At 74.5% G+C, this 26,847-nt stretch carries 28 protein-coding genes and 1 pseudogene; 8 read left to right on the top strand and 21 right to left on the bottom strand.

The window, feature by feature from the left end; all coding sequences use genetic code 11:
- Positions 1 to 27 precede the first annotated feature (27 nt).
- The 4 genes from ACQPZO_RS18145 to ACQPZO_RS18160 form a co-directional block, all read right to left on the bottom strand.
- On the bottom strand, positions 28 to 1,311 hold the full coding sequence (locus tag ACQPZO_RS18145; RefSeq protein WP_433342497.1) for a citrate synthase: 1,284 nt from the start codon (positions 1,309 to 1,311) through the stop codon (positions 28 to 30).
- Positions 1,312 to 1,554: 243 nt separating this feature from the next.
- Entirely contained in the window at positions 1,555 to 3,600 is a 2,046-nt protein-coding gene (locus ACQPZO_RS18150) for a sulfatase-like hydrolase/transferase (RefSeq protein ID WP_433342498.1), read from the bottom strand.
- Positions 3,593 to 5,023 carry a class I SAM-dependent methyltransferase gene (locus tag ACQPZO_RS18155; RefSeq protein WP_433342501.1) on the bottom strand — a complete coding sequence of 477 codons (1,431 nt, stop codon included), beginning with the start codon at positions 5,021 to 5,023 and terminating at the stop codon, positions 3,593 to 3,595. Before ACQPZO_RS18155 ends, ACQPZO_RS18150 begins: the two co-directional genes overlap by 8 nt.
- 15 nt (positions 5,024 to 5,038) lie before the next feature.
- Positions 5,039 to 5,188 carry a hypothetical protein gene (locus tag ACQPZO_RS18160; protein ID WP_433351395.1) on the bottom strand — a complete coding sequence of 50 codons (150 nt, stop codon included), beginning with the start codon at positions 5,186 to 5,188 and terminating at the stop codon, positions 5,039 to 5,041.
- 191 nt (positions 5,189 to 5,379) lie between these two features.
- Here ACQPZO_RS18160 and ACQPZO_RS18165 point away from each other — a divergent pair, with 191 nt between their 5' ends.
- Positions 5,380 to 5,778: a VOC family protein gene (locus ACQPZO_RS18165; RefSeq protein WP_433342505.1), complete on the top strand. Its 399-nt coding sequence runs from the start codon at positions 5,380 to 5,382 to the stop codon at positions 5,776 to 5,778.
- A gap of 30 nt (positions 5,779 to 5,808) precedes the next feature.
- On the opposite strand, the gene ACQPZO_RS18170 is transcribed toward ACQPZO_RS18165, so the two are convergent.
- The 4 genes from ACQPZO_RS18170 to ACQPZO_RS18185 form a co-directional block, all read right to left on the bottom strand.
- Complete coding sequence (locus ACQPZO_RS18170) at positions 5,809 to 6,495, bottom strand: helix-turn-helix domain-containing protein (protein ID WP_433342507.1); 687 nt, start codon at positions 6,493 to 6,495, stop codon at positions 5,809 to 5,811.
- Between the two features lie 46 nt (positions 6,496 to 6,541).
- Positions 6,542 to 8,047 (bottom strand): HAMP domain-containing sensor histidine kinase, encoded by a 1,506-nt coding sequence (locus tag ACQPZO_RS18175; protein ID WP_433342509.1) that lies wholly within the window; start codon positions 8,045 to 8,047, stop codon positions 6,542 to 6,544.
- Positions 8,025 to 8,771 (bottom strand): response regulator transcription factor, encoded by a 747-nt coding sequence (locus ACQPZO_RS18180; protein ID WP_433351063.1) that lies wholly within the window; start codon positions 8,769 to 8,771, stop codon positions 8,025 to 8,027. Before ACQPZO_RS18180 ends, ACQPZO_RS18175 begins: the two co-directional genes overlap by 23 nt.
- Before the next feature lie 96 nt (positions 8,772 to 8,867).
- Entirely contained in the window at positions 8,868 to 9,092 is a 225-nt protein-coding gene (locus ACQPZO_RS18185) for a hypothetical protein (RefSeq protein WP_433342511.1), read from the bottom strand.
- A 189-nt stretch (positions 9,093 to 9,281) separates the two neighbouring features.
- Here ACQPZO_RS18185 and ACQPZO_RS18190 point away from each other — a divergent pair, with 189 nt between their 5' ends.
- The 3 genes from ACQPZO_RS18190 (at position 9,282) to ACQPZO_RS18200 (ending at position 11,838) form a co-directional block, all read left to right on the top strand.
- Positions 9,282 to 10,241, top strand: a complete 960-nt coding sequence (locus tag ACQPZO_RS18190; protein ID WP_433342512.1) for a serine/threonine-protein kinase — start codon at positions 9,282 to 9,284, stop codon at positions 10,239 to 10,241.
- 83 nt (positions 10,242 to 10,324) lie between these two features.
- Entirely contained in the window at positions 10,325 to 10,750 is a 426-nt protein-coding gene (locus tag ACQPZO_RS18195; protein ID WP_433342514.1) for an OsmC family protein, read from the top strand.
- 242 nt (positions 10,751 to 10,992) lie between these two features.
- Positions 10,993 to 11,838, top strand: coding sequence for a hypothetical protein (locus ACQPZO_RS18200; RefSeq protein ID WP_433342516.1), 846 nt, complete (start codon positions 10,993 to 10,995; stop codon positions 11,836 to 11,838).
- 57 nt (positions 11,839 to 11,895) lie between these two features.
- Here the strand turns inward: ACQPZO_RS18200 and ACQPZO_RS18205 are convergent, their stop codons facing one another.
- The 5 genes from ACQPZO_RS18205 to ACQPZO_RS18225 form a co-directional block, all read right to left on the bottom strand.
- Positions 11,896 to 12,384, bottom strand: coding sequence for an ATPase (locus tag ACQPZO_RS18205; protein WP_433342518.1), 489 nt, complete (start codon positions 12,382 to 12,384; stop codon positions 11,896 to 11,898).
- A 127-nt stretch (positions 12,385 to 12,511) separates the two neighbouring features.
- Positions 12,512 to 12,958 (bottom strand): response regulator, encoded by a 447-nt coding sequence (locus ACQPZO_RS18210; protein ID WP_433342521.1) that lies wholly within the window; start codon positions 12,956 to 12,958, stop codon positions 12,512 to 12,514.
- A gap of 70 nt (positions 12,959 to 13,028) precedes the next feature.
- Positions 13,029 to 13,376 carry an STAS domain-containing protein gene (locus tag ACQPZO_RS18215; protein WP_433342523.1) on the bottom strand — a complete coding sequence of 116 codons (348 nt, stop codon included), beginning with the start codon at positions 13,374 to 13,376 and terminating at the stop codon, positions 13,029 to 13,031.
- Between the two features lie 88 nt (positions 13,377 to 13,464).
- Complete coding sequence (locus ACQPZO_RS18220; protein ID WP_433342525.1) at positions 13,465 to 14,511, bottom strand: cobalamin B12-binding domain-containing protein; 1,047 nt, start codon at positions 14,509 to 14,511, stop codon at positions 13,465 to 13,467.
- Positions 14,512 to 14,536: 25 nt separating this feature from the next.
- Positions 14,537 to 16,276, bottom strand: a complete 1,740-nt coding sequence (locus ACQPZO_RS18225) for a SpoIIE family protein phosphatase (RefSeq protein ID WP_433342527.1) — start codon at positions 16,274 to 16,276, stop codon at positions 14,537 to 14,539.
- A 225-nt stretch (positions 16,277 to 16,501) separates the two neighbouring features.
- Here ACQPZO_RS18225 and ACQPZO_RS18230 point away from each other — a divergent pair, with 225 nt between their 5' ends.
- Positions 16,502 to 16,837 (top strand): STAS domain-containing protein, encoded by a 336-nt coding sequence (locus tag ACQPZO_RS18230; protein WP_433342530.1) that lies wholly within the window; start codon positions 16,502 to 16,504, stop codon positions 16,835 to 16,837.
- Positions 16,838 to 16,908: 71 nt separating this feature from the next.
- Here ACQPZO_RS18230 and ACQPZO_RS18235 read toward each other — a convergent pair whose 3' ends face one another.
- The gene (locus ACQPZO_RS18235; RefSeq protein ID WP_433342531.1) at positions 16,909 to 17,226 is read right to left on the bottom strand and encodes a hypothetical protein; all 318 of its coding nucleotides are present in this window, start codon (positions 17,224 to 17,226) and stop codon (positions 16,909 to 16,911) included.
- A 208-nt stretch (positions 17,227 to 17,434) separates the two neighbouring features.
- On the opposite strand from ACQPZO_RS18235, the pseudogene ACQPZO_RS18240 reads away from it, so the two are divergent.
- From ACQPZO_RS18240 to ACQPZO_RS18250, 3 genes and pseudogenes are all read left to right on the top strand, one after another.
- Positions 17,435 to 18,085: pseudogene (locus ACQPZO_RS18240) on the top strand (DUF2267 domain-containing protein); the annotation flags it as partial.
- Between the two features lie 82 nt (positions 18,086 to 18,167).
- Complete coding sequence (locus ACQPZO_RS18245) at positions 18,168 to 18,959, top strand: spermidine synthase (RefSeq protein ID WP_433342533.1); 792 nt, start codon at positions 18,168 to 18,170, stop codon at positions 18,957 to 18,959.
- A 62-nt stretch (positions 18,960 to 19,021) separates the two neighbouring features.
- Positions 19,022 to 20,083 (top strand): AI-2E family transporter, encoded by a 1,062-nt coding sequence (locus tag ACQPZO_RS18250; RefSeq protein WP_433342534.1) that lies wholly within the window; start codon positions 19,022 to 19,024, stop codon positions 20,081 to 20,083.
- 62 nt (positions 20,084 to 20,145) lie between these two features.
- Here ACQPZO_RS18250 and ACQPZO_RS18255 read toward each other — a convergent pair whose 3' ends face one another.
- The 7 genes from ACQPZO_RS18255 to ACQPZO_RS18285 all read right to left on the bottom strand — a co-directional run bounded on the left by ACQPZO_RS18255 (position 20,146) and on the right by ACQPZO_RS18285 (position 26,779).
- Positions 20,146 to 21,447, bottom strand: a complete 1,302-nt coding sequence (locus tag ACQPZO_RS18255) for an NAD(P)/FAD-dependent oxidoreductase (RefSeq protein WP_433342535.1) — start codon at positions 21,445 to 21,447, stop codon at positions 20,146 to 20,148.
- Between the two features lie 133 nt (positions 21,448 to 21,580).
- Complete coding sequence (locus ACQPZO_RS18260) at positions 21,581 to 22,108, bottom strand: GNAT family N-acetyltransferase (protein ID WP_433342537.1); 528 nt, start codon at positions 22,106 to 22,108, stop codon at positions 21,581 to 21,583.
- A gap of 417 nt (positions 22,109 to 22,525) precedes the next feature.
- A complete protein-coding gene (locus ACQPZO_RS18265; protein ID WP_433342539.1) occupies positions 22,526 to 23,683 on the bottom strand; it encodes a HesA/MoeB/ThiF family protein in 1,158 nt (385 codons plus the stop codon).
- 222 nt (positions 23,684 to 23,905) lie between these two features.
- Positions 23,906 to 24,193 (bottom strand): DUF6510 family protein, encoded by a 288-nt coding sequence (locus ACQPZO_RS18270; RefSeq protein WP_433342541.1) that lies wholly within the window; start codon positions 24,191 to 24,193, stop codon positions 23,906 to 23,908.
- 64 nt (positions 24,194 to 24,257) lie between these two features.
- Entirely contained in the window at positions 24,258 to 25,004 is a 747-nt protein-coding gene (locus tag ACQPZO_RS18275) for a ferredoxin reductase (protein ID WP_433342543.1), read from the bottom strand.
- Positions 25,001 to 25,591: a sulfite oxidase-like oxidoreductase gene (locus tag ACQPZO_RS18280; protein WP_433351065.1), complete on the bottom strand. Its 591-nt coding sequence runs from the start codon at positions 25,589 to 25,591 to the stop codon at positions 25,001 to 25,003. The genes ACQPZO_RS18275 and ACQPZO_RS18280 overlap by 4 nt, the downstream gene beginning before the upstream one ends.
- A gap of 168 nt (positions 25,592 to 25,759) precedes the next feature.
- The gene (locus ACQPZO_RS18285) at positions 25,760 to 26,779 is read right to left on the bottom strand and encodes a TerC/Alx family metal homeostasis membrane protein (protein WP_433342545.1); all 1,020 of its coding nucleotides are present in this window, start codon (positions 26,777 to 26,779) and stop codon (positions 25,760 to 25,762) included.
- Between the last annotated feature and the right edge of the window lie 68 nt (positions 26,780 to 26,847).

Below are 26,847 nucleotides of genomic sequence, written 5' to 3' on the forward strand. Positions count from 1 at the left end.
CGTCGTCGTCCTGGTGCCGGTGGCGGGTCAGCGCTCCGTGAGCGGGGCGTACGCCCGCTCGGGGGCCCCGGTGTAGAGCTGCCGGGGACGGCCGATCTTGGTCTCCGGGTCGTTGATCATCTCGCGCCACTGGGCGATCCAGCCGGGGAGCCGGCCGAGGGCGAAGAGCACGGTGAACATCTTCGTCGGGAAGCCCATGGCCTTGTAGATCAGGCCGGTGTAGAAGTCCACATTCGGGTAGAGCCGGCGGGACACGAAGAAGTCGTCGGCGAGCGCGATCTCCTCCAGCTTCATCGCGATGTCCAGCAGCGGGTCCGGCTTGGCCATCCGGCCGAGCACGTCCTGGGCGGCCTTCTTCACGATGGCGGCGCGCGGGTCGTAGTTCTTGTAGACCCGGTGGCCGAAGCCCATCAGCTTCACGCCGTCCTGCTTGTCCTTCACCTTGCGGACGAAGGACTGCACGTCGCCGCCGTCGGCCTCGATCTTCTTCAGCATCTCCAGAACGGCCTGGTTGGCCCCGCCGTGCAGCGGCCCGAAGAGCGCGTTCACCCCGGCCGAGACCGAGGCGAAGAGGTTGGCGTTGCTGGAGCCGACCAGCCGCACGGTCGACGTGGAGCAGTTCTGCTCGTGGTCGGCGTGCAGGATGAACAGCATGTCCAGGACCTTCGACATGACCGGGTCGACCTCGTACGGCTCCGCCGGCACGCCGAACGTCATCCGCAGCAAGTTGTCCACGTAGCCGAGCGAGTTGTCCGGGTACAGCAGCGGCTGGCCGATGGACTTCTTGTACGCGTACGAGGCGATGGTGGGGACCTTGGCCATCAGCCGGACCGTGGACATCTCGACGTGGTCGGAGTCGAACGGGTCCAGGCTGTCCTGGTAGAAGGTCGAGATGGCGCTGACGGCCGAGGAGAGCACGGCCATCGGGTGCGCGTCGCGCGGGAAGCCGTCGAAGAACCGGCGCATCTCCTCGTGCAGCAGCGAGTGCCGCCGGATCCGCTCGCTGAACTCGGTCAGCTCCTGCTGGCCGGGCAGCTCGCCGTAGATCAACAGGTAGGAGACCTCCAGGAAGGAGGACTTCTCGGCCAGCTGCTCGATCGGGTAGCCCCGGTACCGCAGGATGCCCGCGTCGCCGTCGATGTAGGTGATCGCGGAGGAGCAGGCCGCGGTGTTGACGAAACCGGGATCGTACGTGGTCATCCCGGTTTCCTTGAGAAGCTTGCTCACGCCGATGCCGGCGGGGCCCTCGACCGCCGAGTGCACCGGCATCGACAGCTGCCCACCGGAGTGATCGAGCTTGACTTCCGTCATGTGGTTCCTCGCTTCGCCGGCAGATCTACTTTGAAATTGCCTTCGCATTCACCGTAAACACGGTTGCGGGAACCCCGCTCGCCGTGGTTCGGCGGTGAGGTATGCGTCACCCGATTCCCGGCCCGCAGGCGGGGAAACCCGGCGGGCGTGGACCGGGCAACGAAACGGGACTAAGCCTCACAAAAGGTCCGGTCGGGCGCGTCACGCGGAGGCAGGGGCCCTTGCACCGGGCGGGCGAAACTCTCAGGAAATACTCAGCTGGCGCAGCTCGTCGCCGGGTCCGACCCGGTAGACGTCCAGCCGGTTGACGCCGGCCCGGAACAGCCGGTCGTCGGAAAGGAGCGCGGCGAACCGCCGCCCGCCGGCATCGGCCGGGACGACCGGGACGACCGCCCCGATCCGGCCGTTGACCGCGACGGCGAGCAGCGTGCCGTCGCGCACCGACGCCCCGACGGTGCCCCAGACCAGGGCCGGCAGTTCGCCGGCGTCCGGGTCGACGGCGCGGAACGCGGCGAGGTCGGCGACCCGGGCGGTACCGCCGACCGGCCGCTCCCCCACGGTTGCGCCGACCAGCGGGTGGGGCGACGGCTGGGGCGGCGGCTCCGGCACCCCGCCGGGGAGGCTGACTGGTTCGCCCGGCCGGTCGTAGAAGCGTTTGCCGGCGCGCTCGCGCGGGGCCCGCAGGGCGGAGACCCCGTCGACCTGCCACGGGATCCGCACGTGCGCGTGGTCGGCGACCGTGGGCAGCAGGTCGACGTGTTCCCAGTTGCGGTCGTCGACCCGCCCGGCCCGCTGGCCGGGCTCCTTGACGAACGTCGGGACCCAGGCCACCTGCCCGGCCGCCGCGCGGACGGCGGACATCCCACGCCCCTGGAAGCCGTTGTCGAAGCTGACCCCGTGGTCGGCGGTGACCACCACGAGGGCCTTGTCGTACAGGCCGGTGGCGCGCAGGGTGCGCAGCGTCTCGCCGATCAGCCGGTCGGTGTACCCCAACTGGGCGAGGTGCCGCTGCCGGGCCAGCTCGACCCAGCCCGCGCCGTCGTTGGGCAGGTCCTGTGGGGCGGCGTAGCGGGCCCCCGACGGCAGGAACACCCAGGGGGCGTGCGGCATCAGCAGGTGCAGGAAGTGCAGGGTGGGCCGGTCGCTCGGGCGCAGCCCGGCCAGGAACGTGGTGAACCGGGCCGGCTGGTTGTCGTCGAGGCTGTCCCAGCGGAACCTCGGGTCGGCCGGGACCGGCTCGGCGGCGTCCAGCCCCGCCTCGGCGGCGGTCAGCTCGCGGTACGACTCCTCGGGGGCGACGCGGCTGTCGACCGGGGCGGTCACCTGGCGCAGCAGCCGGCCGCTCTCCCGGACCAGGGTGCCGAGGCCCTGCTTGGGACCGGCCGGCTGGTCGCAGCGGCTGGGCGGGCAGAGCCGGGTGATGCTCTCCTGCGCCCGGATGTCGTACAGGCCGCCGAGGGCGGTGAACAGGTTGTCCGGGTACTGCGAGTAGTGCGGGGCGACCGGCCGCGCCGGATACCGGCCGGTGAGCATGGCCGGCAGCGCGTACGGCGTCCAGCCGCTGACCCCGGTGGCGTTGCGGTACCAGGTGGAGCCGGCCGCCAGCTCGGCGAGGTGCGGGTAGCGGGCGGCGTCGACCCGGGCGTCGGGGCCGAGCAGGGAGACCAGCGGCAGCTCGTCGAGGACCAGCATGACCACCGGCGGGTGCTCCCCCGCCCCGGCCGCACCGGCCGCGCCGTCGTGACCACCCGGCAGCACCACCGGCGACGCCGGCGAGGCGAGCAGGAACAGCGCCACGAAGGCCGGCGGCCCGGCCGCGGCCACCCGCAGCGCCCACCCCGGGCCGCGCCACCGCCGGTGCGCGGCGGCCCCGGCCACGCCCACCACCGCCGCGACCAGCAGCAGCGGTACGCCCCGCAGCGGCGTGCCGTGCCGGCCCACCTGGACGGCGAGGGCGGCGAGCAGCAGGCCGACGGTCCCGGTGTGCACGCCGGCCCGGACGCCCCGCCCAGCCAGCCGGCTCGCCGCGCCGAGCAGGGCCACCGGCAGCGTGGGAACCATTGCGATCAGCGCCACCAGGGTCAGGACCTCGCCCCGGGTGGCCCGGTGGAACAGGAAGAAGTCGGGGCTGCGGCCCAGCACGTCCAGCATCGGCTGGGTGACCACCAGCCCGACCAGCGCCACCACCTCCAGCAGCAGGCCCCGCTCCGCCCGCCACCCGGCCCGCCTGGCGGGGCGGCCCGGAGCCGGATCGACGGCCCGGCGGGTCGCCGGCGCCGAGTCAGCCACCCACCACCGCCTGGTAGAGCGTCCGGGTGCCCGAGGGCAGCTCGACGTGCCGCTCGATCCGGCACCGGGCGGCCAGCAACCGGGCGAACTCGTCGGCCCGGTAGGCCGGGAAGAGGCCGGGCGGCCGGTTGGCCAGCAGCCGCCGGGCCATCGGGTCGTCCGGGTGGACGAACTCGACCACCAGCCGGCCGCCGGGGGCGCAGGCGTCGGCGAGCTGGTCGACGAGCTGGTCCAGTGGCACGTTGCGCCCGATCGCGAGGTGGTGCACGACGGCGAGGGCCAGCACCAGGTCGGCACGGGCCCGGGTGGCGAAGGCCGCCCGCTCCACGCCCCGCCAGCCGCCGCCGGGCGACGGGTCGGCCAGGTCCATCACCAGCGGCAGCACCCGCCGCTGGCCCTCGGCGCGCAGCGCCGCGTACAGGTCGTCCACCACGGCCGGGTCCTGCTCGACGGCGACGACGTAGCGGGCGTGCCGGGCGGCGATCCGGGCGTACCGGCCGTCGTTGGCGCCCAGGTCCAGCACCAGGCCGGGTGGCGGGCCGGCGGTCAGCGCCGCGGCGACGAAGCGTTCCTTGGCCGCCCGGTCCTCCGCCGAGTACGTGCAGGTGCGCTGGTAGTCGCCCCAGTGGCTGCGGGCGTGGTGCGGGGCCAGCCGGCGGACCAGCTTCTCGATCCGGCGCACGGCGGCCAGGGCCAGTTCCCGGGAGTACCCGGCGGTGCGCAGTTGCGCCCGCACGTCGCTGGTGGTCGCGGCGGCGTGCCGCTGCTGCATCGCGGAGTGCAGGTGCACGTGGGTGGGGACGCCGGGCAGCAGCCGGCGGGTGCCGGTGAACAGCCGGCGCATCTGCTCCGGCGGGATGCCGTCGACCTGGGCGCGCAGCCAGGGCTGGAAGTCCACGCCGAGGTGGGAGGTGAGCAGCAGCGGGTAGAGCAGGGTCTGGCAGAACTGCCGGTAGCCGGCCCAGGGCTCGCCGTCCCGGGCCGGCTCGAACGAGCCGACGTCGATGAAGACCGGTCGGACGCCGTGCCACTGGAGGTTGTAGGCCGATCCGTCCTTTGTGGTGAAGCCGGCGGCCAGCGCCGCGCGCAGGACCTCCAGGTGCAGCAACGCGGCGTCGCGCAGCATGCCGAACGACCACTCGTACGGGTGGGAGACGAACGGGATGCGCTCGTGGCGCAGGACCGCGGCCCGCGGCACTCCGTCGGGGGCGCGGAACCGGTCCGGCGCGACGGGCTCGGTGCCGCAGACCTTGCCGGCGGCGAGCAGCGGCGGGAAGAACTCGCTGGCGGCCAGGGCCCGCCAGTCCTCGGCCGCCCGCGCGTCGAGCCCGCGCAGCACCTCGCCGTCGGCGTAGAAGACACGGTTGGCCGGGTCGCGGAAGGAGCCCGGCTCGACCCGGACGCCGGTGTCGGGGGTGGTCATGCCGGCGGGCCCGGCTCAGGAAGGGTCGGTGGGCCGGCGGCGGAACCGGGCCGTCAGCCGGCGCCAGTAGAGCTTCGTGGCCACCGCCGCTCCGGCCACCCCGCCGACCACCGCCTGCACGATCAGGCTGCCGGAACCCGCGTCCAGGTAGGCCAGGTGCATCACGGGTCGCTCCTTCCCCTCGCCGTCCCGGAGTCAGCTTTCGGCTCCGCCACTAGGGGTTTTTCTGCCGAAAAGCCGGACTTGTCTCATTGCCACCGTACGCGACGACGGGCCGCGTCGAGGCCACACCGCCCAGTCCGACCGCGTCCGTTCCGTTCAAGACGCGACGCCCGGCGCCGCCGTACGGTCGGCGCATGACACCTCACTTCGACCTCGTCGGCCTGACGGTCACCGACATGGCCCGGACCCTCGACTTCTACCGCCGCCTGGGCCTCGACGTCCCGGCCGGCGCGGAGACCGAGCCGCACGTGGAGTTCACGTTGGCCGGCGGCCTGCGGCTGGCCTGGGACACGGTGGAGACGATCCGCGGCTTCGACCCCGACTGGGCGCCGCCGACCGGTGGCTCCCGGGTCAGCCTCGCGTTCCGCTGCGCCGACCCGGCCGAGGTCGACAGGTGTTGGGCCGAGCTCACCGGGGCCGGCTTCCACGGCCACCTGGCGCCGTGGGACGCCGTCTGGGGCCAGCGGTACGCGATCCTGCACGACCCCGACGGCACCGCCGTCGACCTGTTCGCCCCACTGCCGGTCGACTGACCGGGGGGCCCGGACGGCCGGGCCGTCGACTCAGCCGCGCAGCAGGGCGGCGGGCGGCACCCCGGCCAGCTCGCGGACGTCGCGGGTCAGGTGGGCCTGGTCGGCGTACCCGGCGCGGACGGCCACCTCGGCCAGCGGCGTCCCGGACCGGGCCAGGGCGAGCGCCCGGCGCATCCGCAGAATGCGGGCGAGGGTCTTCGGGCCGTACCCGAACAGGTGCCGGCAGCGGCGGTGCAGCGCCCGCGCGCCGAGGCCGACCTCGGCGGCGACCGTGCCGACCGGCGCCCCGGCGGCCAGCCGACCCACCAGGCGCGCGCCGAGCGGGTCGGGGCCGCCGGCCGCGCGCAGCCGCTCCCGGGCAACCGCCTCCAGCACGGCGGCGACGCCCCGCCCGTCGGCCGTCCGGTCGGCGACGGAGGCCGCGCCCGGTCCCCACAGGTCGGACAGCGGCACCTGCCGGTCCCGCAGCTCGTCGGCGGGCACGCCGAACACGGCCGGCCCGGCGCCGGGTGGCAGCCGCAGCCCCACCCAACGCTCACCGGCCGCGCTCTCCGACAGGTGCGCCGTGCGGTCCGGCCCGGCGACCAGCAGTCCCCGCCGCGAGGACCACAGCAGGTCCAGGCACCCGTCGGGCAGCACCCGGGCGGGCCCATCGCCGGTGGCGACGCTCTCCCAGAGCACCGCCCCGGCCACCCTGGCACCACGCTCCCGGTACACGCCCCCGAGTCTGTCACCCACGGTGCGGTCGCCGGCCCGGGCCTGGTCAGTCCGTGACCGTGACCGTGACCGCCGGTAGAGAAACCGTGAACACGGTTCGCCCCGGGCGGCTGGACACCTCGACCCGGCCGTGGTGGGCGTCCACCACGGCCGCCACGATGGCCAGCCCGAGGCCCGTGCTGCCGTGGGCGCGCGACCGGGAGCTGTCCCCCCGGGCGAAGCGCTCGAAGACCTCGTTCTGCAGGTCGGCCGGGACACCGGGGCCGTCGTCGGTGACGCTGAGCACGACTCCCGCCGGGGTGGGGGCGAGCCGGGTGGTGACGGTGGTGCCCGGCGGGGTGTGCACCCGGGCGTTGGCCAGCAGGTTCGCCACCACCTGGTGCAGCCGGGCGGCGTCGCCGGGCACCACCTGCTCCGCCTCGGGCAGGTCGAGCTGCCAGCGGTGCTCCGGGCCGGCGACGTGCGCGTCGCTGACCGCGTCGACGACCAGCGCCGTCAGGTCCACCGGCTCGACCGCCAGCGGGCGACCGGAGTCGAGCCGGGCCAGCAGCAGCAGGTCGTCGACGAGGCTGGTCATCCGGGTGCTCTCCGACTCGACCCGGCGCAGCGCGTGCGCCACGTCCGGCGGGACGCGGTCGTGGCCCCGGCGGGCCACCTCGGCGTACCCGCGGATGGCCGCGAGGGGGGTGCGCAGCTCGTGGCTGGCGTCGGCGACGAACTGGCGTACCCGGGTCTCGCTGGCCTGCCGAGCGGCGAGCGCGGCGGCGACGTGCCCGAGCATCCGGTTGAGCGCGCCGCCGACCTGGCCGATCTCGGTGCGGGGGTCGGTGTCCGCGGCGGGGACCCGCACGGACAGCGCCACCTCGCCCCGGTCCAGCGGCAGCTCGGTGACCCGGGCGGCGGTGGCGGCGACCCGGCGCAGCGGGCGCAGGGTGGCCTGGACGATCAGCGTGCCGAGGGCGCCGGCGACGAGCAGTCCGGCGGTGGCGACCCCGGCCTGGGCCAGCACCATCCACCAGACGGTGTCCTGGACGAGAGTCAGCGGCAGCGCGAAGACCAGCACCCCACCGGAGCCGTCGTTGTCGAGGTCGACGAACTGCCGGGCCACCGCCCGGTAGTCGCCCTGGTCGCCGAGGTCCACCGTGCGCGGCCGGCCATCGACGGCCAGCCCGGCCAGCGGGGCCGCCGTGCCGGTGGCGAGCGGCTCGACCGAACCGGCCGAGTTGCGGATCATCGCCTCCACGACCCGGCCGTCGACCACCCGGACGACGATCGAGCCGGTCGGGAAGCCGGGGGGCAGTGTCACCTCGCGGGGCAGCGGGGGCAGGGTGGGGTACCGGTCCCGCCGGTCCCCGCCGCCCCGGTGCTGGTCGAAGGTGAGCTGGTCGTCGACCTGGGCGATGAGGAATTGCCGCAGCGCCACCGTGGTCAGCCCGCCGATCCCGGTGCTGACCAGGGCGAGCAGCGCCACCACGGCGGCCACCAGCCGGGTGCGCAGCGACCAGCCGGCCAGCCAACGGCGCAGCCGGTCAGTCCGCGGGCTTGAGGACATACCCCGCGCCGCGCAGCGTGTGGATCATCGGCACCCGTCCGGCGTCGATCTTCTTCCGCAGGTACGAGATGTACAGCTCGACGACGTTGGCCTGCCCGCCGAAGTCGTAGTTCCAGACGTGGTCGAGGATCTGCGCCTTGCTGAGCACCCGGCGCGGGTTGCGCATCAGGTACCGCAGCAGCTCGAACTCGGTCGCGGTGAGGGTGACCAGCTGGCCACCCCGGCGCACCTCGTGGCTGTCCTCGTCCAGGCTGAGGTCGCCGACGGTCAGCACCGCGTCCTCCCGGGTGGCGACGGCGAACCCGGAGCGACGCAGCAGCGCCCGCAGCCGGGCGATCACCTCCTCCAGGCTGAACGGCTTGGTGACGTAGTCGTCGCCGCCGACGGTGAGCCCGGCGATGCGCTCCTCCACCGCGTCCCGGGCGGTGAGGAAGAGCACCGGCACGGTCGGGGTGTGCTCGCGCAGCCGGCGCAGCACCTGGAAGCCGTCCAGGTCGGGCAACATCACGTCGAGCACCACCGCGTCCGGCTGGAACTGCCGGGCGGTGCTCAGCGCCGTCATCCCGTTGCCCGCGGTGCGGACCTGCCAGCCCTCGTAGCGCAGCGCCATCGAGAGCAGGTCGGTGAGTGTGGGCTCGTCGTCGACCACCAGCACCCGGACGGGTTCCCCGTCGGGTCGGCGCAGCTCGATGCGGCCCTGCGCGGCCTGCCCCTCCATGACCATGCCTCCCATCGTGGAACGGTCGGCTGTGCCCCACATCGGCAGACCCTGTGTACCAGCTGTGCGAGCCGACGGATCACCGCATCAGGGCCCGGCGGGTCACTGCGACATGCCCAGCGGGTCGGTGCGGACGAAGCGCATGGTCCAGGTGCCGGTGTCGTCCGGGCGGTCCCGCCGGTAGAGGTGGTCGGCGGTCGGCGCCGGGGAGCCACCCGGGTGGCGCAGCACCCAGCACTGCGGGGGCGTCCCGTCGGGCCCGGCCGGCACCTGTCGCACCAGGTCGTGCGCGGGCCCGCCGACGAACCGTACGGCCACCTCGGCCATCACCCCTCCGTTTCGCCACCGTCACCCCGGGTCGACCTTCCCGTGTGGAAGCTACCGCACCCATCGGAGAGACGCGGGCGGCGCGGTGTCTACACCCCCGGCGGTTTGCCCAGCTCCGAGGTCGGGTACCGGGCGGAAGTGACGGGATTGCCGCCCACCGATGGTGGCGAGCTAGACGAGGAGCGGTCGATGAGAACGCTGGACGGGCGCTACCAGCTCGAACAGCGCATCGGCATCGGCGGGATGTCAGAGGTGTGGCAGGCCCACGACACGGTGCTCGACCGGCCGGTCGCGGTGAAGCTGATCTCCCCCGGCCGGGGCGAGGCCAACTCGGTGGAACGCATCCGCACCGAGGCCCGCTCCGCGGCCCGGCTGGTGCACCCGAACGTGGCCAGCGTGCACGACTTCGGCGCCTCGTCGATGCCGCCCGGCCGGTCGGCGCCGTACATCGTGATGGAGTTGGCGGAGGGCGACACCCTCGCCGCGCACCTGCGCGCCGGGCCGCTGGACTGGCGCATCGCCGTGCGGGTCTGCGCCGAGATCGCGGCGGCGCTGGCCGCCGCGCACGCGCACGGCATCGTGCACCGGGACGTGAAGCCGGCCAACGTGATGCTCACCCCGAGCGGGGTCAAGGTGCTGGACTTCGGCATCGCCACCTCGGCCGACATGCCCGACGATCTGCCGGACGGCATGGTGGTGGGCACTCCCGCGTACCTCGCTCCGGAGCAGCTCGACCGGCGGCCCGCCACCCCGGCCGCCGACATGTACGCCCTCGGGGTGCTGCTCTACTACTGCCTCACCGGCCGGCTGCCGTACCGGGCCGACAGCACCAGCGAGCTGCTCGGGGCACGCCGACGGCAGCCGCCGGAGCCGCTGCCGCCGGTGGACGGCCTGCCGCCGGAGGTGGCCGGGCTCTGCGAGCAACTGATGGCCGACGACCCGACGGGCCGGCCGACCAGTTTGATGGCCGCGCTGCTGCTGGCCGAGGCGGTCGACGCCCGGGTGTACGTGCCGATGATCGACATGTCCCCGCCCCGGCAGCGCGAAGGGCTGGTGTCCCCGTGGACCGAGCAGGCCGCCACCGACGCGACCCAGGTGGCGGCCGTCGGCGACCGGCCGGCCGGACCTGGGCGCGACCGAGCGTCCTGAGGCCCGGCAGCCTGTCCGGAGCCGGTGGCGGTTTCGCCGGGCGCGGGCCGGGTAGTCGGGCGGGTGACTGAGGGGGGAACGGAATGCCGGATCCGAGTTCCTGGCTGCACGAGGCCACCGCGACGGCAGCGGGGGGCCACGTCCGAACCGACGACGGAGGACTGTCCAGCGCCCTGGCCTCCCCGCTGGCGCCGCACTGTACGGGCCTGACGCCGGAGCAACTGCTGGCCGCCGCCTTCGCGTCCTGCCTGCACCACGCGGCGGTCGAGGCCGCCGGGGAGATCACCGACGAGGCGCACACCGTGCAGGTGCGCGCCGAGGCCCGGCTGGGCCGCGACGACGACGGACGCTACCGGGCCGACGTGCACGCCTCCATCTCGTCGGCCGGGCTGAGCCCGCAGCAGCTCGCCCAGCTCGTCGAGCACGCCGATCGGCTCTGGCCGTTCTCCAGCGGCGACAGCACCCGCCACCGTCTCACGGTCACCCCGGCGGACAACGGCGGGCGCTGAACAGGTATTCGATCATCACCCGAACGAACGAGCTGATTAAGCTACCGCGACGGGTCGCGCAAGCTCGGCAAAAGATCTTCCTTGCCCCTTTTGCGACGGGAATGACGGACATCGCAGATACGCCGGGATGGCCGGCTTGCTGCCGAATCAGAAGGATATGGCCGGTCGGAATTCCGCAAATTGTGGCGCAGGCCACCAATCGCCTCCTGGGGAAAGCGCGCCGGGCTCTCTAGCCTCGGCGGGTGCGTCCCGACCAGAACGCTGAGCAGAAGCAGACCGCCACCCGACCGGATGACCGTTCGACCGATGCCACCTCGACCGGGTGGACGGCCGGCCGGCACCGCCGGCCCGAACCGCAGCGCCGCGCCGGCCGGGCGCTGCTCGGGTCGACCCCGGTGCGCGCGGCCCTGGCCACCGGCCTGACCTGCTGCCTCGGCGTGGCCGCCTTCGCCGGCACCCGGCACGCCGACACCGACCCGGTGCCGGTCCGCGACGCCCTCGCCGACCGGGCCGCGGTCGCCGCCGAGGCCGAGCGGCGCGCCTCGCGCTCCCTCGACCGCGCCCCCGCCGCCCCGCCGACGCTCTCCCCCAGCCCGACGGCGAAGCCCGGCCCGGGTGCCAGCCGCAAGCCGAAGCCGGTCAGGCCGGTCCGCCCCCGCCCCGTCGCCGGACTCGACCAACTCCAGATGGACAACGCCAGGACCATCGTGGACGTGGGGCAGGGCCTGAAACTGCCCCGCCGGGGCCTGGTGGTGGCGGTGTCCACCGCCATGCAGGAGAGCGACCTGCGGAACCTGGCCAGCAACGTGCTGCCCGAGTCCTCCGAGTACCCGCACCAGGGCAGCGGCTCCGACCACGACTCGGTCGGGCTGTTCCAACAGCGACCCAGCAGCGGCTGGGGCAGCGTCCGCGACCTGATGCGACCCGCGTACGCGGCGCGGGTGTTCTACGGGGCGCTGCTGAAGGTCCCCGGCTGGCAGGAGATGAGCGTCACCGCCGCCGCCCAGTCCGTGCAGGTCTCGGCGTTCCCCGACGCGTACGCCCGGCACGAGGAGCGGGCCGCCGCAGTGGTGGCGGCGCTGGTCTGAGCCGTCCTGGGCCACCCGGGCACCGCGCTCGCCCGCAGGCTCGGCACCGGTCGCCGCTCAGCTCGTGGGCACCCCGGTGGGCGGCACGGACGCGGCGGCCGTCGGCGTGTCCGCGGCCACCGGCTCACCGGCCGGACCGGTGAGGATCTCGTCGAGCCGGGTCGCCCGGAGACGGCGTGCCGCCAGGGCGGCCTCGACATCCCGGCGGGCCCGCACCGCCTCGGCGTACGCCTGCTCGCGGAGCTGCCGGGCCTCCTCGCGGGCCGCGTCCAGCTCGAACCGGGCCCGGGCCAGGACCTCAGCCGCCTCCCGCTCGGCCTCCGGCGGCGACGACCGGCCCGGGTCCGCCCCGGCCGCATCGGCCCGGCGCCGCTCGACCAGGTCGCACAGGCGAGCCGCCTCCCGCCGGAGCCGGTCCCACTCCCGGCCCGTCACGGCGACGCCCTCCGCCCGCGCGGCGAGCCGGCTCAGCCGGACCGCCAGCTCGTCGAGGCAGGCGTCGACCTGCCGACGGTCGTAGCCGAACTCCACGACGGAGAACCTCATCCTGTCGCCCCCAGGCAGCCGGTGCTTCTTCCCACCTGCCGATCCTCGGCGGTGCCGGCGGGACGCCGAGGGGGTTCGGGAGAATTGTTCGGCATCCGGGCGACGAGGCCCGCCGCCGGGGCTCGGGTCAGACCCGCTTGGGCAGCACCACGACGCGGCCGAAGAACTCGTCGATTCGGCGCACCACGTCGTTGAAGTCGTCCAGGTCGATCGGCTTCGTCACGTACGCGTTGGCCTGGAGGGTGTAGCTGCCGACGATGTCGGTGTCGGCGTTGGAGGTGGTGAGCACCACGATCGGGATGGTCCGCAGGTCGTCGTCCTGCTTGACCTCGCCGAGCACCTGCCGCCCGTCCATCCGGGGCATGTTCAGGTCGAGCAGGATCACGTCGGGCCGACGGGCCTCGGTGTGCCGCCCCTCCTGGCGCAGGAACTCCATGGCCTCCTGGCCGTCGCCGACCACGTCGATGACCTTGTCGACGTCGGAGTCGGCGAGGGCCTCCTCGATCATCAGAACGTCGCCGGGATCGTCGTCCACCACGAGGATACGAACGGGGCCGGGGATGTTTCCAGCCATGAGTGACCTGCCTCGGATTTGACGCGGACGGCGACCTCACGATCGCCTGCTGGCGGGGAAATCTAGCCCATCACGAGGCGGACTGCGACCTCGGGTGCGCCGTGTCGAACGGGTATCGCAGGACCTCGGCCAGCCCGGTCACCTTCAGCACCCGCTCCACCCGCCCGGTGGCCCCGGTGACCCGCAGCCAGCCGCCCCGGGCCGCGGCCCGGTTGTCGGCCCGGACGAACGCGGCGAGGCCGGTGGAGTCGCAGAAGGTCAGCTCGGTGAGGTCGACCAGGAGATGGTGCTCCCCCTGGCCGGCCAGCCGGTCGAGGACGGCGTTCAGCTCGGGCGCGGTGCTCACGTCCAGCTCGCCGGCGAGTCGCAGGCACGCCCCGGCACCGTCCCGCTGGGCGTACGTGACGGTGAACGTCAACGTGGTTCCCCTCGCTTCACCGCAGGCTGATGCTTGCAGTGGAGCAAGTATAAGCAGGGAGCCGAAGGCCCCCCGCACCTACGCACGCTCAACGCGACCGCGCGCCCGCGTCGAGCGACGCCCCCGCCGCGCCCAGGAAACGCGCCGCCCGTGGGGAGTCCCGCAGCTCCCCCGCGTAGTGCCAGAGCGTGAACTCGACCGCCGAGGCCGGCACCCCCCGACTGGCCAGGATGGCGACCAGCCACTCCACGAACTCGGCGAACAGCGAGGCGTCGTCGACGTAGACCGCGGCGGCGAGGAAGTCGACGATGTGGCCGAGGTCGCTGACGGTGGAGTCGAGCTGGGCCGGCGTGTACTCCCGCACCCCGGGAACCCGGTCACGCAGGTCGGCCAGGGCGCCGTCGATCAGGTCACCGCGCCGCTTCACCAGGCTGGCGTACTCGTCGTCGGCGAGCTGCGGGGACAGGTCTGCCGGCTGGACACGACGCAGGGCCCGCTCGTCGGCCACCAGTTCGGCCGCGCTGGGCGCGTCGGGGGCCCAGGCAACCCCGAGCCTGCGGGCCCAGCGCCCGTCGTGGCCGAAGCCTCGCCCGCCGACCACCACCGGCACGTCGGAGCGGCGGCACGCCTCGATCACGCGGTGCGCGTACGGCAGCCGCGTCGGCAGCGCGCAGGCCAGCGCGACCGCGTGCGCGTCGTGCCGGTGCAGGTACGACACCAGGTCCACGGCCGGCACGCTGGCCCCGAGGAAGGTGACCTGCCAGCCGCGCAACCGCAGCACCTCGGCGACCAGCCGGGGCGGCAGGGCGTGCCACTCGCCGTCCATGCAGGCCACGACCACCCGCCCCCGGGTGGGTCGGGGGTTGACCCGGGCGACGACGGCGGCCACGACCCGCTCGCTGATGTGGGTGGCTGCGTGTTCCTGGGCGACACTCCACTCGTTGCGCGCCCACCGCTCACCGATCTCGACCTGGGCGGGGGCGACCAGTTCCAGCAGCACCTGCTCGGCGGGCACCCCGGCGTCGACCAGCCCGAGCGCGGCGTCGACCGCGGCGTACTCGTCGGCCTCCTCCAGCGATCCGAGGAAGCCGTGGTACGAGTCGGCCGGGGAGGCCTCGGCGGTGGCTGCGATCACGCGGCGATCTCCTTCGAGAGGGCGGTCAGGACGGGGAGGATACGGCGTGCAGGTGCCGGGCCGGTCGGCTGTGCGGCCCGATGGCCCGCAGCGCGAGCACGGCGATGTCGTCGTGGTCGCGCTGGGCCAGCCAGTCGCAGGTGACCTGTTCGACCCGCTCGGCCAGCGCCGGGGCGGGCATCCGCTGGCAGCCGGCGAGGGCACGGACCAGGCGGTCGGTGCCGAACTGCTCGTCGCCACGCCGGCCGCCCCGCGCCTCGGTCACCCCGTCGCTGTAGAGCAGGCAGGTCTCGCCCGGCGCCAGCTCGACGGTCACCTCGCCGATACGCGGGTCGGGAACCACGCCGATCAGCATCCCGCTGAGGCCGATCGACTCCACCTCACCGGACGTGCGCAGCACCAGCGGGGGCAGGTGGCCTCCGCCGGACATGGTCAGGGTCAGCCCGCCGTCGCGTCGGGGGCGGACCACGCCGAGCACCATGGTGGCGAACCGGCCCTGGCCGTGCGCCAGGGTGGTCTCCAGCAGCGCGTCGTTGAGCAGCCCCAGCAACCGGCCGGGGTGCGACTCCACCCGGTGCAGCGCCTGGAGGCACTGGCGGAGCTGGCCGGTGAACACGGCCGCCTCGACCCCCTTGCCCGAGACGTCACCGAGGAAGAACACCGAGCCGCCGTCGGGCAGCCGGTGCGAGCCGTAGAAGTCCCCGCCGATGCGCAGCCCGGCCTGCGCCGGTCGGTACGCGGTGCCCCACTGCACGCCGGCCGTCTCGGCCGGCTCGACCGGCACCAGGCTGGCCTGGAGGGTGTCGGCGACCTCCGCCTGGTCACGGTAGAGCACGGCGGTGGTCAGGGCGGCGCCCGCCCGGGCCGCGAAGGCGCGCACGAGGTCGAGGTCGGCCTCCTCGTGGTGGCGGGCGGTGCGGCGGGCGACCAGCAGCACGCCCGCCGGCAGGTCCCGCCCCGGCAGCGGCACCACCCGGACGCTGGCGTCAGCGGCGGCGAGGCCGGGCAGCCAACCCGCCTCGACGGCCTGCTCCACGAGCCAGTCCAGCGCGTGCGGCTCGGTGCCGGCGAGCGCCTCATCGATGGCGGCCGGCAGGTCGACGGCGTCGAGCACCCCGCTGTCCACGGTCGAGGTGTCGTCGTCGGCGCGGGTGGCCCGCCACCAGCGGGCCCGGCCGGAGCGGGGGGCCGACACCAGCACGGCCACCTCGGCCAGGGTGGGCACGGCGAGCCGGACCACCGCGGCGGCGGCCCGGTCGGGGTGCAGCGGGTTGCCGAGCTTCTCCCCCACCACGGCCAGGAAAGCCGACCGGGCCCGCTCGGCGAGCAACGCGTCGGCCCGGGCGACGCTCTCGGTGACGTCCTCGACGTACCAGCAGCACCGGGCGGCGGACAGCGGCACCTGGCGGACCCGCAGCCTGCGGTCGTGGTGGGTGAACTCGCCGACGCCGGACTCGGCGTGTAGGCCGGCGATCCCGGACGCGGCGAGCACCGCGCCGACGACCACCTCGGGCAGCAGACGCCCGGCGACCGGGCTCAGGTGCCGCACCACACCGCGGGCGTCGCAGACGATCAGGCCCTCGCGGAAGTGCTCGACGACCTCGGACCAGGCCGGGGTCGGTGAACCGCGGTCGGGGGTGAGCCTCGGCAGTCCGGCCACGGGCCGCACCGGCACGTCGGCGGACCAGGCCGGAGCCGGTGCGGTACTCGGCGTGGAGATCCGTCCGTCGCCCGGGTCCGCGCCCCTGACGTCGGCAGCAGTCACCAGCTGAGCCCCACTCCTTCTCGACACCCGCCCGTCACCGAAACGGCGTATGTGGTCCAATCCACCCCACCCCACCCTACGCTGGTGTGCCGGTACCGCCATCTGACGCCGGACTGACCAGCCTGCCGGCCCGTCCGCTGCCTCGGGAAAGAGGCGGCCGCCGGCCGGCGGCGCCCGCCTGAGCCCGGGGGTTTGCCGATCGCGGTCGGCTGGGAACATGGGCCCATGCCCTCTGCGCTGTTGACCATCGAGGTGACCCGGTCCGAGGCCGGACGCGCCCGACTTCGGCTGACCGGCGACCTGGACTTCGACACCGCGCCCGAGCTGACGGAAATCGCCGAGGCGCTGCGTCAGGACGGCTGCCACGAGCTGGAGCTCGCCCTGGACGGCGTCGGGCTCTGCGACTCCTCGGGGCTCAGCGCGCTGGTGGTGATCCACCGCAGGGGATCCGGCCCGATCCGGCTGACCGGGGTGCGCGGCCAGCTCCAGCGGTTGCTCGACCGCACCGGCCTGAGCGAGGTGCTCGACGCCGAGGCCGTCGGCGCGCGCGACGTCGGCTGACCCCGGGGCCCGAAGGGCAGGGGGTGGCCCCCGAACCCTGGGACCAGGAGTCGGGGGCCGGGAGGGTGGCCTCAGGTGGCGGTCACCGGTTGCAGGCGCGGCCCGTCGGCCCGCCGTTCGGCGTCGCCCGGCGCGGGCTCCGCGTCCTCCGGTGGTCCGGAGTCGGGCGTCTGGAACAGGTAACGGACGAACTCCCCACCCGCCTCGTTGTCGTCCGCCCCGGGCCACTGCCCGGTGCAGTCGACGCCGACCACCTCGCGGCCGACGCCGTCGGACTCCTCGAGCAGGGCCCACAGGCTCACCCGGTAGCACCTGGTCGCCTGTGGCGTGAGCCGCCAGCGGGCGTACCAACCGGGACGGGCGGGGACGATTTCGACGATCCTCTTCATGACGACCTTCCCTTCCGCGGGTGTCGGAAGTACTCCGGCCCACCCCGATCGTGGAGCCCGGTCGGGTGAGCCTGGTTCACCCGCCCCGGATGACGCCGCCCCGGCCGCCGTCGGCCGGCCCCGCGCCGCGAGGGCTCGGCCGTTTCGGCCCCGACGACGCCGGGAAGGCGACGGTCGAGACAACGGACCGGAGAGGGCGAGGTGTGCCATGCGTAAACAGATGGAGGGTGACAACCAGCGCCGCCGGGCGCTGGCCCGCCAGTCCCGCGAACGGGGCCGGCAGGCCAGCGAGACCGGCGCGAGCCTCAGCGCGTCCAAGCAGCTCACGCACCTGGACCGGGGTAAGCGGGCCGGGCCGCCGCCGGCCGGCCGGCACAAGCCCGACACCACCCGGGGCGGGCCGGCCCCACCTCCGGCCGCTCCCGCGCCGACCGCCCGGCCGCAGCCGCGCCCGCAGCGTGGCCCCGGAGGGGCGCCGGGGGCGATCGGCGTGGGCTACCGGGAACTGGTCGACGACGTCGGACGGCGGGCGGGCGTCGACTTCCGCACCGCGAAGGTGGCGGCCGAGGCCACCGTGTTGACCCTGGCCTGGGCGCTGGACCAGGCCGCACGGGAGCGGTTGCTGACGGCCGTGCCGGTGTCGCTGCACGACGTGGTCCCGGTGGACGGCATCGAGCGCCACCACGACCTGCCCGGCTTCCTCGCCGAGGTGGCCCGGCTCAGCGGCCGTACCCCGGAGCAGGCCCGCTACCAGGCGGAGGCGACGCTCGCCGCGCTGGCCGACCGGGACGGCGACCTGGTCGCCTCGCTGCACGTACCGGACGGGCTGCGCGACCTGCTCGGCTCGGCTGCCGGCGGTTGAGACCCGGGCCGGCGGGCAGTCGTGCCCGCCGGCCCGCCGCCGGGGAATGGAGGTCGGCTGTGGCGGCTACGGTGCCGGGATGCACACCGCCGCCGACGGACCGCACCTGGTGGTCGACCCGGCCCGCCGCACCGGGCGCACCCTGCTCGCGGGCGGGGTCGCCCAGTCGTACGTCGACGTGGCCGACCCCCGACACCTGCACTTCGAGTACGTCCGCCGGATGGCCGCCGTGGTCGACCTGGCGGCGCCGCCCGGCACCCCGGTCGACGCGCTGCACCTCGGCGGGGGCGCCCTGACCCTGCCCCGTTACGTGGGGGCGACCCGGCCGGGCTCCGCCCAGCTCGTGGTGGAGCGGGACCCGGCCGTGGTGGAGCTGGTCCGCCGCGAGCTGCCCGCGCCGGGCGCCGGGGTACGCGTCGTCGTCGCCGACGCCCGCGACGCGGTGACCGCGGCCCCGCCCGGCGGGTACGACCTGGTGTTCGCCGACGTCTACCGGGCGGCCCTGATGCCGGGGCACGTGGCCAGTGTGGAGTTCGCCGCCGAGGTGGCCCGGGTGCTCCGCCCGGACGGCATCCTGCTGGTCAACGTCACCGACCTGCCCCCGTTGGTGTTCACCCGGTCCCGGGTGGCCACGCTGCGGGCCGTGTACGCCGACGTGTGCCTGGTCGCCGACCGGCGGATGCTACGCGGGCGGCGGTACGGCAACGTGGTGCTCGCCGCCGCCGGCCGGGCGGGCCGGCTGCCGACCGACCGGCTGGCCGCGCGGGCGGCCCGCGACCCGGTCCCCGGTCAGGTGCTGCACGGGCCGACGCTCGACGAGTTCGTCGGCGGGGCCCGCGCCGGCACCGACGACTCGCTCGGCGTCAGCTGAGCCGCCCCGGGCCGCCCACCGCGAACGGGTTTCCGCCCCGTCGGCGGGGGTAGCCGCGCCGGATGAGGAACGCCGACGACAGGGTCACCGCCCGGCGGGCCGCGATCGTCATCGGCCTGGTGCTGGCCACCCTGCTCGGGCTGTTCCTGATCTGGGCCACCCGGCGGCTGCTGGTCTGGGCCGTGGTCGCGGCGTTCTTCTCCGTCGCGTTGAAGCCCTTGGTCGACGGCGTGCAACGCCGTTTCGTGCGCCGCCGCGCGCTGGCCACCCTGGTGGTCTTCCTGGCCGCGTTCGGGGTGCTCACCGCGCTGATCGCGGTGATCTTCCTGCCGCTGGTGGACGAGCTGGGCCGGTTCGCCGACCGGGCACCGGACCTGCTGCGGGAGACCCGGGCGGGGCGGGGCCCGGTCGGCGAGGCGCTGGAGCGGCTGCGGCTGCGGCGGTACCTGGCCGGCCACTCCAACCAGATCGAGCAGTACGGCAGCCAACTGCGCGAGCCCGCCGTCGGGCTGGTCCGGCGCGTGCTGGAAACCCTCGCGGGGCTGATCACCGTGATCGTGCTGGCGTACCTCATGGTGTTGGAGGCCCCGAGGGTCACCGCAGGCGTGACCGCCCTGCTCAGTGACCGGGCGGCGGGCCGGGCCCGGCGGATCGGCCGGGGCGTGTCCCGGGTGGTCACCGGCTACCTGACCGGGAACCTGCTGATCAGCGTGATCTGCGGCGTCCTGACCTTCCTCGTGCTCGTCCTGACCGGGGTGCCGTTCGCCGGGGTGATCGCGCTGCTGGTGGCGATCGCCGACCTGTTGCCCCTGGTCGGCGCGACCCTGGGGGCCATCCTCGCGGGCGGCGCCGGGTTCCTGCACTCCCCCACCGCCGGGATCGTGGTGCTGGTGTTCTTCGTGATCTACCAACAGGTGGAGAACCACCTGCTGCAACCGGTGATCATGGCGCGGGCGGTCCAGCTGAACCCGCTGACCGTGCTGGCCAGTGTGCTGTTCGCGGCGGAGCTGGCCGGTCTGATCGGGGCGCTGCTGGCCATCCCGGCCGCCGGGATCGGGCAGCTGCTGCTACGCGAGTTCGGGCCGATGAGGAACCGCCGCCCGCACCCGGCCGACGAACGCTGATCGCGCCGGCGAACGCTGATCGCGCCGGCGAAGGGTGATCACCAAAGACGCCGGGCGGTCACTCAGCCGTGCCGGACCGGGACCTCCGGCGACGAGCTCTCCAGCGGGACGGCGTTGGCGGGCACCAGGCCGAGCCGCGCGGCCGGACGGGGCAGGGTGGCGTCGAGCAGCCAGTCCGCGCCGATCCGGGCCCGGTTTCCCGGCATGGCCAGCAGGTGGTAGCCGCGGGTGACGGCCTTGGCCGGCAGCCCGGACAACGACACCTTCAGCGGGTTCGCCGCGGCGTCCTTGCCGCCGAGGTCGACCACCCAGCCCAGGTCGTGGTGCTTGTACGGCCGACGCCGGCCCTGCCCGTAGGAGGCGGCGATGTTGTGCGCCGCCAGCTTGCCCTGGCGCTGGGCGTGCTGGGCGGTCATGGTGCAGACCTGCCCGGGGCGGGTCAGATCGGGCACCGCGGCGGCGTCGCCGCAGGCGTACACCTCGGGGAAGCCGGGGACGGTGAGGTACTCGTCGACCACCAGGCGCCCCTTCTCGGTGCGCAGGCCGAGCTCGGCGACGAACGGGTCAGGGCGCACCCCGACGCACCAGACCAGGCTGCACGTGGGCACGCACTCGCCGTCGGTCAGCCTCACCCCGTCGAACGTGGCCTCCGCCACCGACGTGCCCATCCGCACGTCGACGCCGCGCCGGCGCAGCACCCGGTCGGCGGTCACCGACATCCGCTGATCCAGTTCGGGCAGCACCCGGGGAGCCACGTCGAGCAGCATCCAGCGGGGCCGGACTCTCAGGTGCGGGTGCTGGGCGACCAGCCGGTCGGTGAAGAGCTGGCCGTGCGCGGCCACCTCGGTCCCGGTGTAGCCGGCGCCGACCACCACGAAGGTGGTGCGGGCCCGCTGCTCGGCCGGGTCGTCGGTCAGCTCGGCCAGTTCGATCTGGCGTACCACGTGGTCGTGCAGGTAGAGCGCCTCGGGCAGGCCGCGAAAGCCGTGGGCGTACTCGGTGACGCCAGGGATGGGCAGCAGCTTGTTGACGCTGCCGACGGCGAGCACCAGGCGGTCGTAGGCGAGCCGGCCCTGGTCGCCCTCCGGCATCGTGTAGCCGACCCAGCGGTTCTGCAGGTCGATCCGGTCGGCCTCGCCGACGACCACCCGCACGCCGTCGAGGGTGCCGCTGAGCGGCACCGCGATCCGGCCGGGCTCGACCACCCCGGCGGCCACCTCGGGCAGCAGCGGCAGGTAGAGGAAGTAGTCGGTCGAGTTCAGCAGGACGATCTCGGCCCGGTTCCGGGCGATCCCGCTCAACGTCTTCGCCGCGTGGTAACCGGCGAACCCGGCCCCCACGATCACCACCCGAGGCTTCGTCATGGGGGGTGCCGTTCCCGCCGCCGGCCAGGGCAAACGTCGGAATCAGTCCGGCACTGGAGCCGGACGTGGGCGGTCCCGGGTCGCTGACCAGCCGGGTGTCGAGGTGGATCAGGCCGCCGATGCTGCCCGGGGCTCAGGGCCGGTCGGGTGCGGTGATCGCCCACCGCTCATGGTCCCGCCACGCCCCGTCGATGAACAGGTAGTCCGGCGAGTAGCCCTCCAGCCGGAAGCCGAGCTTACGGGCGATCCGCCGGGACGGCTCGTTGCCCGGCTGGATGTTCGCCTCCAGCCGGTGCAGTCCCAACACGTCGAACGCGTGCCGCATCACCAGGCCGATCCCGGCCGACGCGTGCCCGGTGCCGCTGAACGGCAGGAACGCCGCGTAGCCGAGGTAGCCGCCGCGCAGCGCGCCGAGCAGGATGCCGCTGATGTTGACGTACCCGGCGATCGCCCCGCCGGCCCGGTCGCAGATCAGGTATCCGGCGTGGTTCCGGCGCCGGATACGGCCCAGGTACGTGGCGTACGCCTCCGGGGTGTCCGGGGCCGACAGCCACGGGTGGTGCAGTTGCCCGCTACGCCGCGCGGCGGCGACGAACTCGGCCTCGTCGGAGGGTCGGGGTCGGCGGATCGCGGCGGGCCCACCGGTGCTCAGGTATCTCACGACCAACCACTCTGACGGGCGGGGCGGAACGCTGTCCAACGGGCTGCCTCCGCCGGGCGACCGGACGGCACGGTGCGGCGACGGCACCGGCCCGGGGCGGACCGGCGGATCAGGTCGCCTCCCCCGGCGGAGCGGGCTCCCGCTGACCGGCGCCGAGGACGGCGCGCAGGCCGTCGGCCAGGGTGCCCCGTGGCACGCCGGGGCGGGCCGGCTTCAGTTGCCGCTGGGGTTGCTCGCACTGGTCGTCTCCACCTTGTCCAGCTTCCGGATGACGATCTGCTCCACGGTTCTCACCTCCCTCCGAGGGGGCCGGGATCCTCCGCGCCCGCCCGGTGACCGGTCGGCCGACCAGCCGCCGGACGCGCTCCGGGCGCAGCTCGTGCGGCAGGACCCGGCCGGAGCCGGCGGCCTCGACGCTCATCCGCGCGCTGCCTGGCCGGCGACGACCGCCGCGTCGACGGGTGTCCCGCCGCAGCCGGCGGGGCAGCGCGGGTGCGGCGGGTGGGCGATGAGGAAGTGCTGGTCGGGGGCGACCAGGTTGATCCCCTGGAGCTGACCGGGCCGGACGGCCGGCACGCCGGTCAGCAGGGCCGTCGCCAGGTGGGCGGCGAGGTGCCCGGACAGGCCGGCCGAGGACGCGCTGACCGCGCTGCTGCTCTCCCGCTGCACGGTGTACTCGGCGGCCGGGTCGTCGCGGCGGCGCTTGTCGTGCTCGGCGAGCCAGAAGCACTCGTAGCACGGACCCACCCGGGGCAGGTACGCCGCCGCCGTCACCACCGGGCCGTGGTACCCGGCGTCCACCCAGGGGGTCGCGGTGCCCAGGCAGACCCGGTTGGCCCAGGCCCGGATGGCGCCCGGCCGGTCGGCGCAGAGCAGCAGCACGTCGCAGCCGGCGACCAGCCGGCGCAGGTCGGCCGGCCCGCGCACCTCGGACCGCTCGCCGGTGACCTCGATGTCGGAGTTGAGCCGGCGCAGCCGGGCCACCGCGGCGTCCACCTTCGGCCGGCCGATGTCGTCCTCCACGTACGTGGTCTGGCGGTTGAGGTTGGACAGCTCGACCACGTCGGGGTCGACGCAGTGCAGCCGCCCGACCCCGCCGGCGGCCAGGGCGAGCGCGGCGGCCCCGCCGGTGCCGCCCAGCCCGACCACGACCGCCCGGGAGCGCTTCAAGGCGAGCTGCGGCTCCCAGGAGGTGGCGCGCGGCACCAGGTCGATCCAGCGGTGGAACCGGCGGCCCCGGTCGTGGCGCTCCCGGTCCCGGTCGGTCAGTTCCGGCGGGTCGGGGGCGACCGCGTCGGTGAGGTACCCGGCGGCGGCGAACAGGTCGAGCGCGGCGCGGACGGCGCCGGCCTGCTCGCCCGGGTGCGCGGCGAGCACCTGCCGGACGATCTCCTCGACGCCGCGGGTGCCGTCGGCGGCGCACAGCGTCGCCCAGATCGCGCCGGTGGGATCGAGCACCTCGGCCGCGATGCCGTAGACCGATCCGCCAACGCGGATCCGGCCGCCCGGCAGCCGGTGCAGGCCGTGCTCGGGTTTGACCTGGGGATGCCACCCGGACGTCGCCAGTGATGCCATCGATCCTCGCCCCCGAACGGCAGATCGCTGTCCCGGGAATCAGCCTCGCGCAGTCGGGCCGGGGAGCGCAACACCCGGTGGCAGATCGGTGGCCGGTCGGGTACCCGCGCCGCCCCTACGGGCACCGCGGCGGTGGCCCGGCACCGGGCCACCGCCACCGCCACCGCCGATCAGGCGGTCGGGAGGCACCGGCCTCGCGCGGATCGGCGACGCGACGGCGCGTCAGATGGGTTGGGGCTGCTCGGGGGGCATGGGCACCTGGAGGTAGGTGGTGCCGCGCAGATCCAGCCAGGCCCGGTCGGGCGCCCGGACCAGGCGCAGCATCACCGCCGCGCAGGCCGGGCAGCGGGCGACCAGGCCGGGGGCGTGCGGGTAGACGTGCAGGCCGGCGAGCGGGCCGGTCATGCCGCACGACTGGCAGCGCCCGGTGGCGGCGCTCAGGTCGACGGCGAACAGCTCGCGCAGCGGGCCGTCGAGCATGTTGCCGTCCAGGTAGGTCATCTCGGTCATCGGGTCTCCTCGGGCGGGTCGGGGCCGGATCGGCTGGTGCCGGCCGCGTCCGGCCGGGCCTCGGTCAACCGGTTGGGCCGAAACGTTCGGTGCGGACCCGCCGGGGCTGGTGGCCCAGGCCCACCAGCAGGTCCGCCACCGTCTCGACGAAGCCGGTCGGCCCGCAGACGTAACAGAGCGGCTCCAGGTCGGGCGGCCAGCCGTGGACGTTCACGTCGGCCAGCCCGATCCGGTGCGGCTCGCCGCGCCACCCGTCGGGCACGGCCCGGGTGTACACGTACGCCACGTCGAGGCCCTGGTCGTCGCGGGCGCGGCGGCGCAGCTCCTCGGCGTAGAACACGTCGGCCGGGGTGCGCACCGAGTAGACCAGCCGGAACGGCGCCCGGCTGCCGGCGGCCCGGCGGGCCCGGACCATCGCCATCAGCGGCACCACGCCCGAGCCGCCGGCGACCAGCAGCACCGGCGCGGTCTCCGTGCGCCGCCACACGAACCAGCCGCCGACGGGGCCGCGCACCTCCACCGGGTCGCCCGGGGCCCAGACGTCGATCAGGTACGGCGACACCTCGCCGTCGGGCACCCGCTGCACGGTCAGTGCGATCCGGTCGCCGTCGGCCGGCCCGGCGAGGGAGTACGACCGGGCTGCCTGGTACCCGTCGGACGCGGTGAGCCGGACGTCGACGTGCTGGCCGGGCAGGTGCCCGGGCCAGCCGGGCGCGTCGATGACGAGCGTCCGCGCGGTCGGCGTCTCGCCCCGCCGCTCGACCAGCCGGGCCACCCGCCAGGTCAGCGGGGCGTTCGACGGCGCGTTCAATCGCCGGTGTAGCGCTGCTCGCGCCACGGGTCGCCGTAGGCGTGGTACCCGGCGGTCTCCCAGAAGCCGGGCTCGTCCATGGTCTTGAGCCGGATGCCGCGCACCCACTTCGCGGACTTCCAGAAGTAGAGGTGGGGCACCAGCAGCCGGGCCGGGCCGCCGTGCTCGGCGGGCAGGTCGCGGCCGTCGAAGCGGTGCGCCACCCAGGCCCGGCCGCCGCGCAGGTCGGCCAGCGGCAGGTTGGTGGTGTACCCGCCGTACGAGTGGACCAGGGCGTACGCCGCGTCGGTGTCGACGCCGTCGAGCAGGACGTCCAGCGAGACGCCCTGCCAGGTCGTCGCGAGCTTGGACCAGCGGGTGACGCAGTGGATGTCGACGGTCGGGGTGTCCTGGGGCAGGGCGGTGAACTCGGCCCAGGACCAGCGGCGCTCCGCGCCGGTCTCGGTGGTGACGACGAACTCCCAGGTGTCCGGCCGCACCTTCGGGGTGGGGCCGGCGGAGAGCACCGGGAAGTCCTCGGTCAGGTACTGCCCCGGTGGCAGGGCCGGCTCCGCCGAGCGGGGCCGGCCCTGGAAGCCCGGTGACACGATTCCCACCAGTCAGTCGTACCACCTGCCGGATCGCGACGGCACCGTTCGCCCGGACCCGCCGGGGCGGACGACCACGGCGGACGCGGGTCGGGCCGGAGTCCCGCCCACGCCCGTCGCGGCGTGGCGATGTCGACGGCGGGCGGTGACGCCCGGCCGTCGGCGCGGTCAGTGCCGGTCGGCGACGGTCTCCTTGTCGCCCGGTGTGGCGTTGCGGGTGGCCCGGAGGCTGGTGAACGTGACGACGACCAGCACGCCGATGATCACCCCGAGCGAGGCCAGCGTGGGGATCTGCGGCACGCTCGGCCAGATCCCGTGCGCCCAGTGCAGGCCGAGCTTGACGCCGATGAAGGCGAGGATGAAGGCCAGGCCGTAGCTGAGGTGCACCAGCCGGCTCAGCGCGGCGTGCAGCACGAAGTACAGCGCCCGCAGGCCGAGCAGGGCGAAGGCGTTGGTGGCGAAGACGAGGTAGGGGTCCTCGGTGATGCCGTACACGGCGGGCACCGAGTCGACGGCGAAGACGATGTCGGTGGCGAACACCGCGACCACCACGAGGGCGAGCGGGGTGAGCGCCCGGCGGCCGTTCTGCCGGACGACCATCCTCGTGCCCTGGTACTCCTCGACGACCGGCATGAACCGGCGTAGCAGTTTCACCGACCGCATCTTGTTGATGTCCACCGTCTGCTCGTGGCCGGAGACGGCGTCACGGAGCAGCTTGACGGCGGTGACGATGAGGATCGCCGCGAAGATCAGGAAGGCGAAGTCGAGGGTCTGCAGGGCCGCCGCGCCGAGGGCGATGAAGATCGCCCGCAGCACCAGCGCGCCGGCGATGCCGTAGAGCAGCACCCGCTGGGCGAGGGCGGCGGGCACCGCGAACGCCGCCAGCAGCAGCATGAAGACGAACAGGTTGTCGACCGAGAGGGACTTCTCGACCAGGTAGCCGGTCAGGTACTCCACGCCCTGCTGGGAGCCGAAGCGGGACCAGACCCAGGCGCCGAAGGCCAGCGGCAGGGCGATGTAGAAGGCGGACCAGCCGAGCGCCTCCTTGAGCGACACCTCGTGCGGCTTGCGGGTGACGAGGAAGTCCAGCACCAGCAGCGCGAGCACGCCGGCGATGGTGACCGCCCAGAGCGTGGGCGTGCCCACCGATGACAACTCACCGGCGGACAGATAAGACAATTCGGTCATGGAATCCCCTCGAACACCGTCTCATGTTCGAGGTCTCCTTCACCCACGTACCCGTGGGCAACCACCCG

It is taken from the genome of Micromonospora sp. CA-111912 (assembly GCF_050948415.1).
Taxonomy (GTDB): Bacteria; Actinomycetota; Actinomycetes; order Mycobacteriales; family Micromonosporaceae; genus Micromonospora.

Excerpts from the sequence above, each read along its gene's own strand:
- ACQPZO_RS18255 (WP_433342535.1), bottom strand. The coding sequence starts at position 21,447 with ATGACGAAGCCTCGGGTGGTGATCGTGGGGGCCGGGTTCGCCGGTTAC.
- ACQPZO_RS18175 (WP_433342509.1), bottom strand. The coding sequence starts at position 8,047 with ATGTCCTCAAGCCCGCGGACTGACCGGCTGCGCCGTTGGCTGGCCGGC.
- ACQPZO_RS18195 (WP_433342514.1), top strand. The coding sequence starts at position 10,325 with ATGCCGGATCCGAGTTCCTGGCTGCACGAGGCCACCGCGACGGCAGCG.
- ACQPZO_RS18230 (WP_433342530.1), top strand. The coding sequence starts at position 16,502 with ATGCCCTCTGCGCTGTTGACCATCGAGGTGACCCGGTCCGAGGCCGGA.
- ACQPZO_RS18270 (WP_433342541.1), bottom strand. The coding sequence starts at position 24,193 with ATGACCGAGATGACCTACCTGGACGGCAACATGCTCGACGGCCCGCTG.
- ACQPZO_RS18205 (WP_433342518.1), bottom strand. The coding sequence starts at position 12,384 with ATGAGGTTCTCCGTCGTGGAGTTCGGCTACGACCGTCGGCAGGTCGAC.
- ACQPZO_RS18190 (WP_433342512.1), top strand. The coding sequence starts at position 9,282 with ATGAGAACGCTGGACGGGCGCTACCAGCTCGAACAGCGCATCGGCATC.
- ACQPZO_RS18250 (WP_433342534.1), top strand. The coding sequence starts at position 19,022 with ATGAGGAACGCCGACGACAGGGTCACCGCCCGGCGGGCCGCGATCGTC.
- ACQPZO_RS18165 (WP_433342505.1), top strand. The coding sequence starts at position 5,380 with ATGACACCTCACTTCGACCTCGTCGGCCTGACGGTCACCGACATGGCC.
- ACQPZO_RS18185 (WP_433342511.1), bottom strand. The coding sequence starts at position 9,092 with ATGGCCGAGGTGGCCGTACGGTTCGTCGGCGGGCCCGCGCACGACCTG.
- ACQPZO_RS18145 (WP_433342497.1), bottom strand. The coding sequence starts at position 1,311 with ATGACGGAAGTCAAGCTCGATCACTCCGGTGGGCAGCTGTCGATGCCG.
- ACQPZO_RS18155 (WP_433342501.1), bottom strand. The coding sequence starts at position 5,023 with ATGACCACCCCCGACACCGGCGTCCGGGTCGAGCCGGGCTCCTTCCGC.
- ACQPZO_RS18285 (WP_433342545.1), bottom strand. The coding sequence starts at position 26,779 with ATGACCGAATTGTCTTATCTGTCCGCCGGTGAGTTGTCATCGGTGGGC.
- ACQPZO_RS18210 (WP_433342521.1), bottom strand. The coding sequence starts at position 12,958 with ATGGCTGGAAACATCCCCGGCCCCGTTCGTATCCTCGTGGTGGACGAC.
- ACQPZO_RS18180 (WP_433351063.1), bottom strand. The coding sequence starts at position 8,771 with ATGGTCATGGAGGGGCAGGCCGCGCAGGGCCGCATCGAGCTGCGCCGA.
- ACQPZO_RS18235 (WP_433342531.1), bottom strand. The coding sequence starts at position 17,226 with ATGAAGAGGATCGTCGAAATCGTCCCCGCCCGTCCCGGTTGGTACGCC.
- ACQPZO_RS18245 (WP_433342533.1), top strand. The coding sequence starts at position 18,168 with ATGCACACCGCCGCCGACGGACCGCACCTGGTGGTCGACCCGGCCCGC.
- ACQPZO_RS18265 (WP_433342539.1), bottom strand. The coding sequence starts at position 23,683 with ATGGCATCACTGGCGACGTCCGGGTGGCATCCCCAGGTCAAACCCGAG.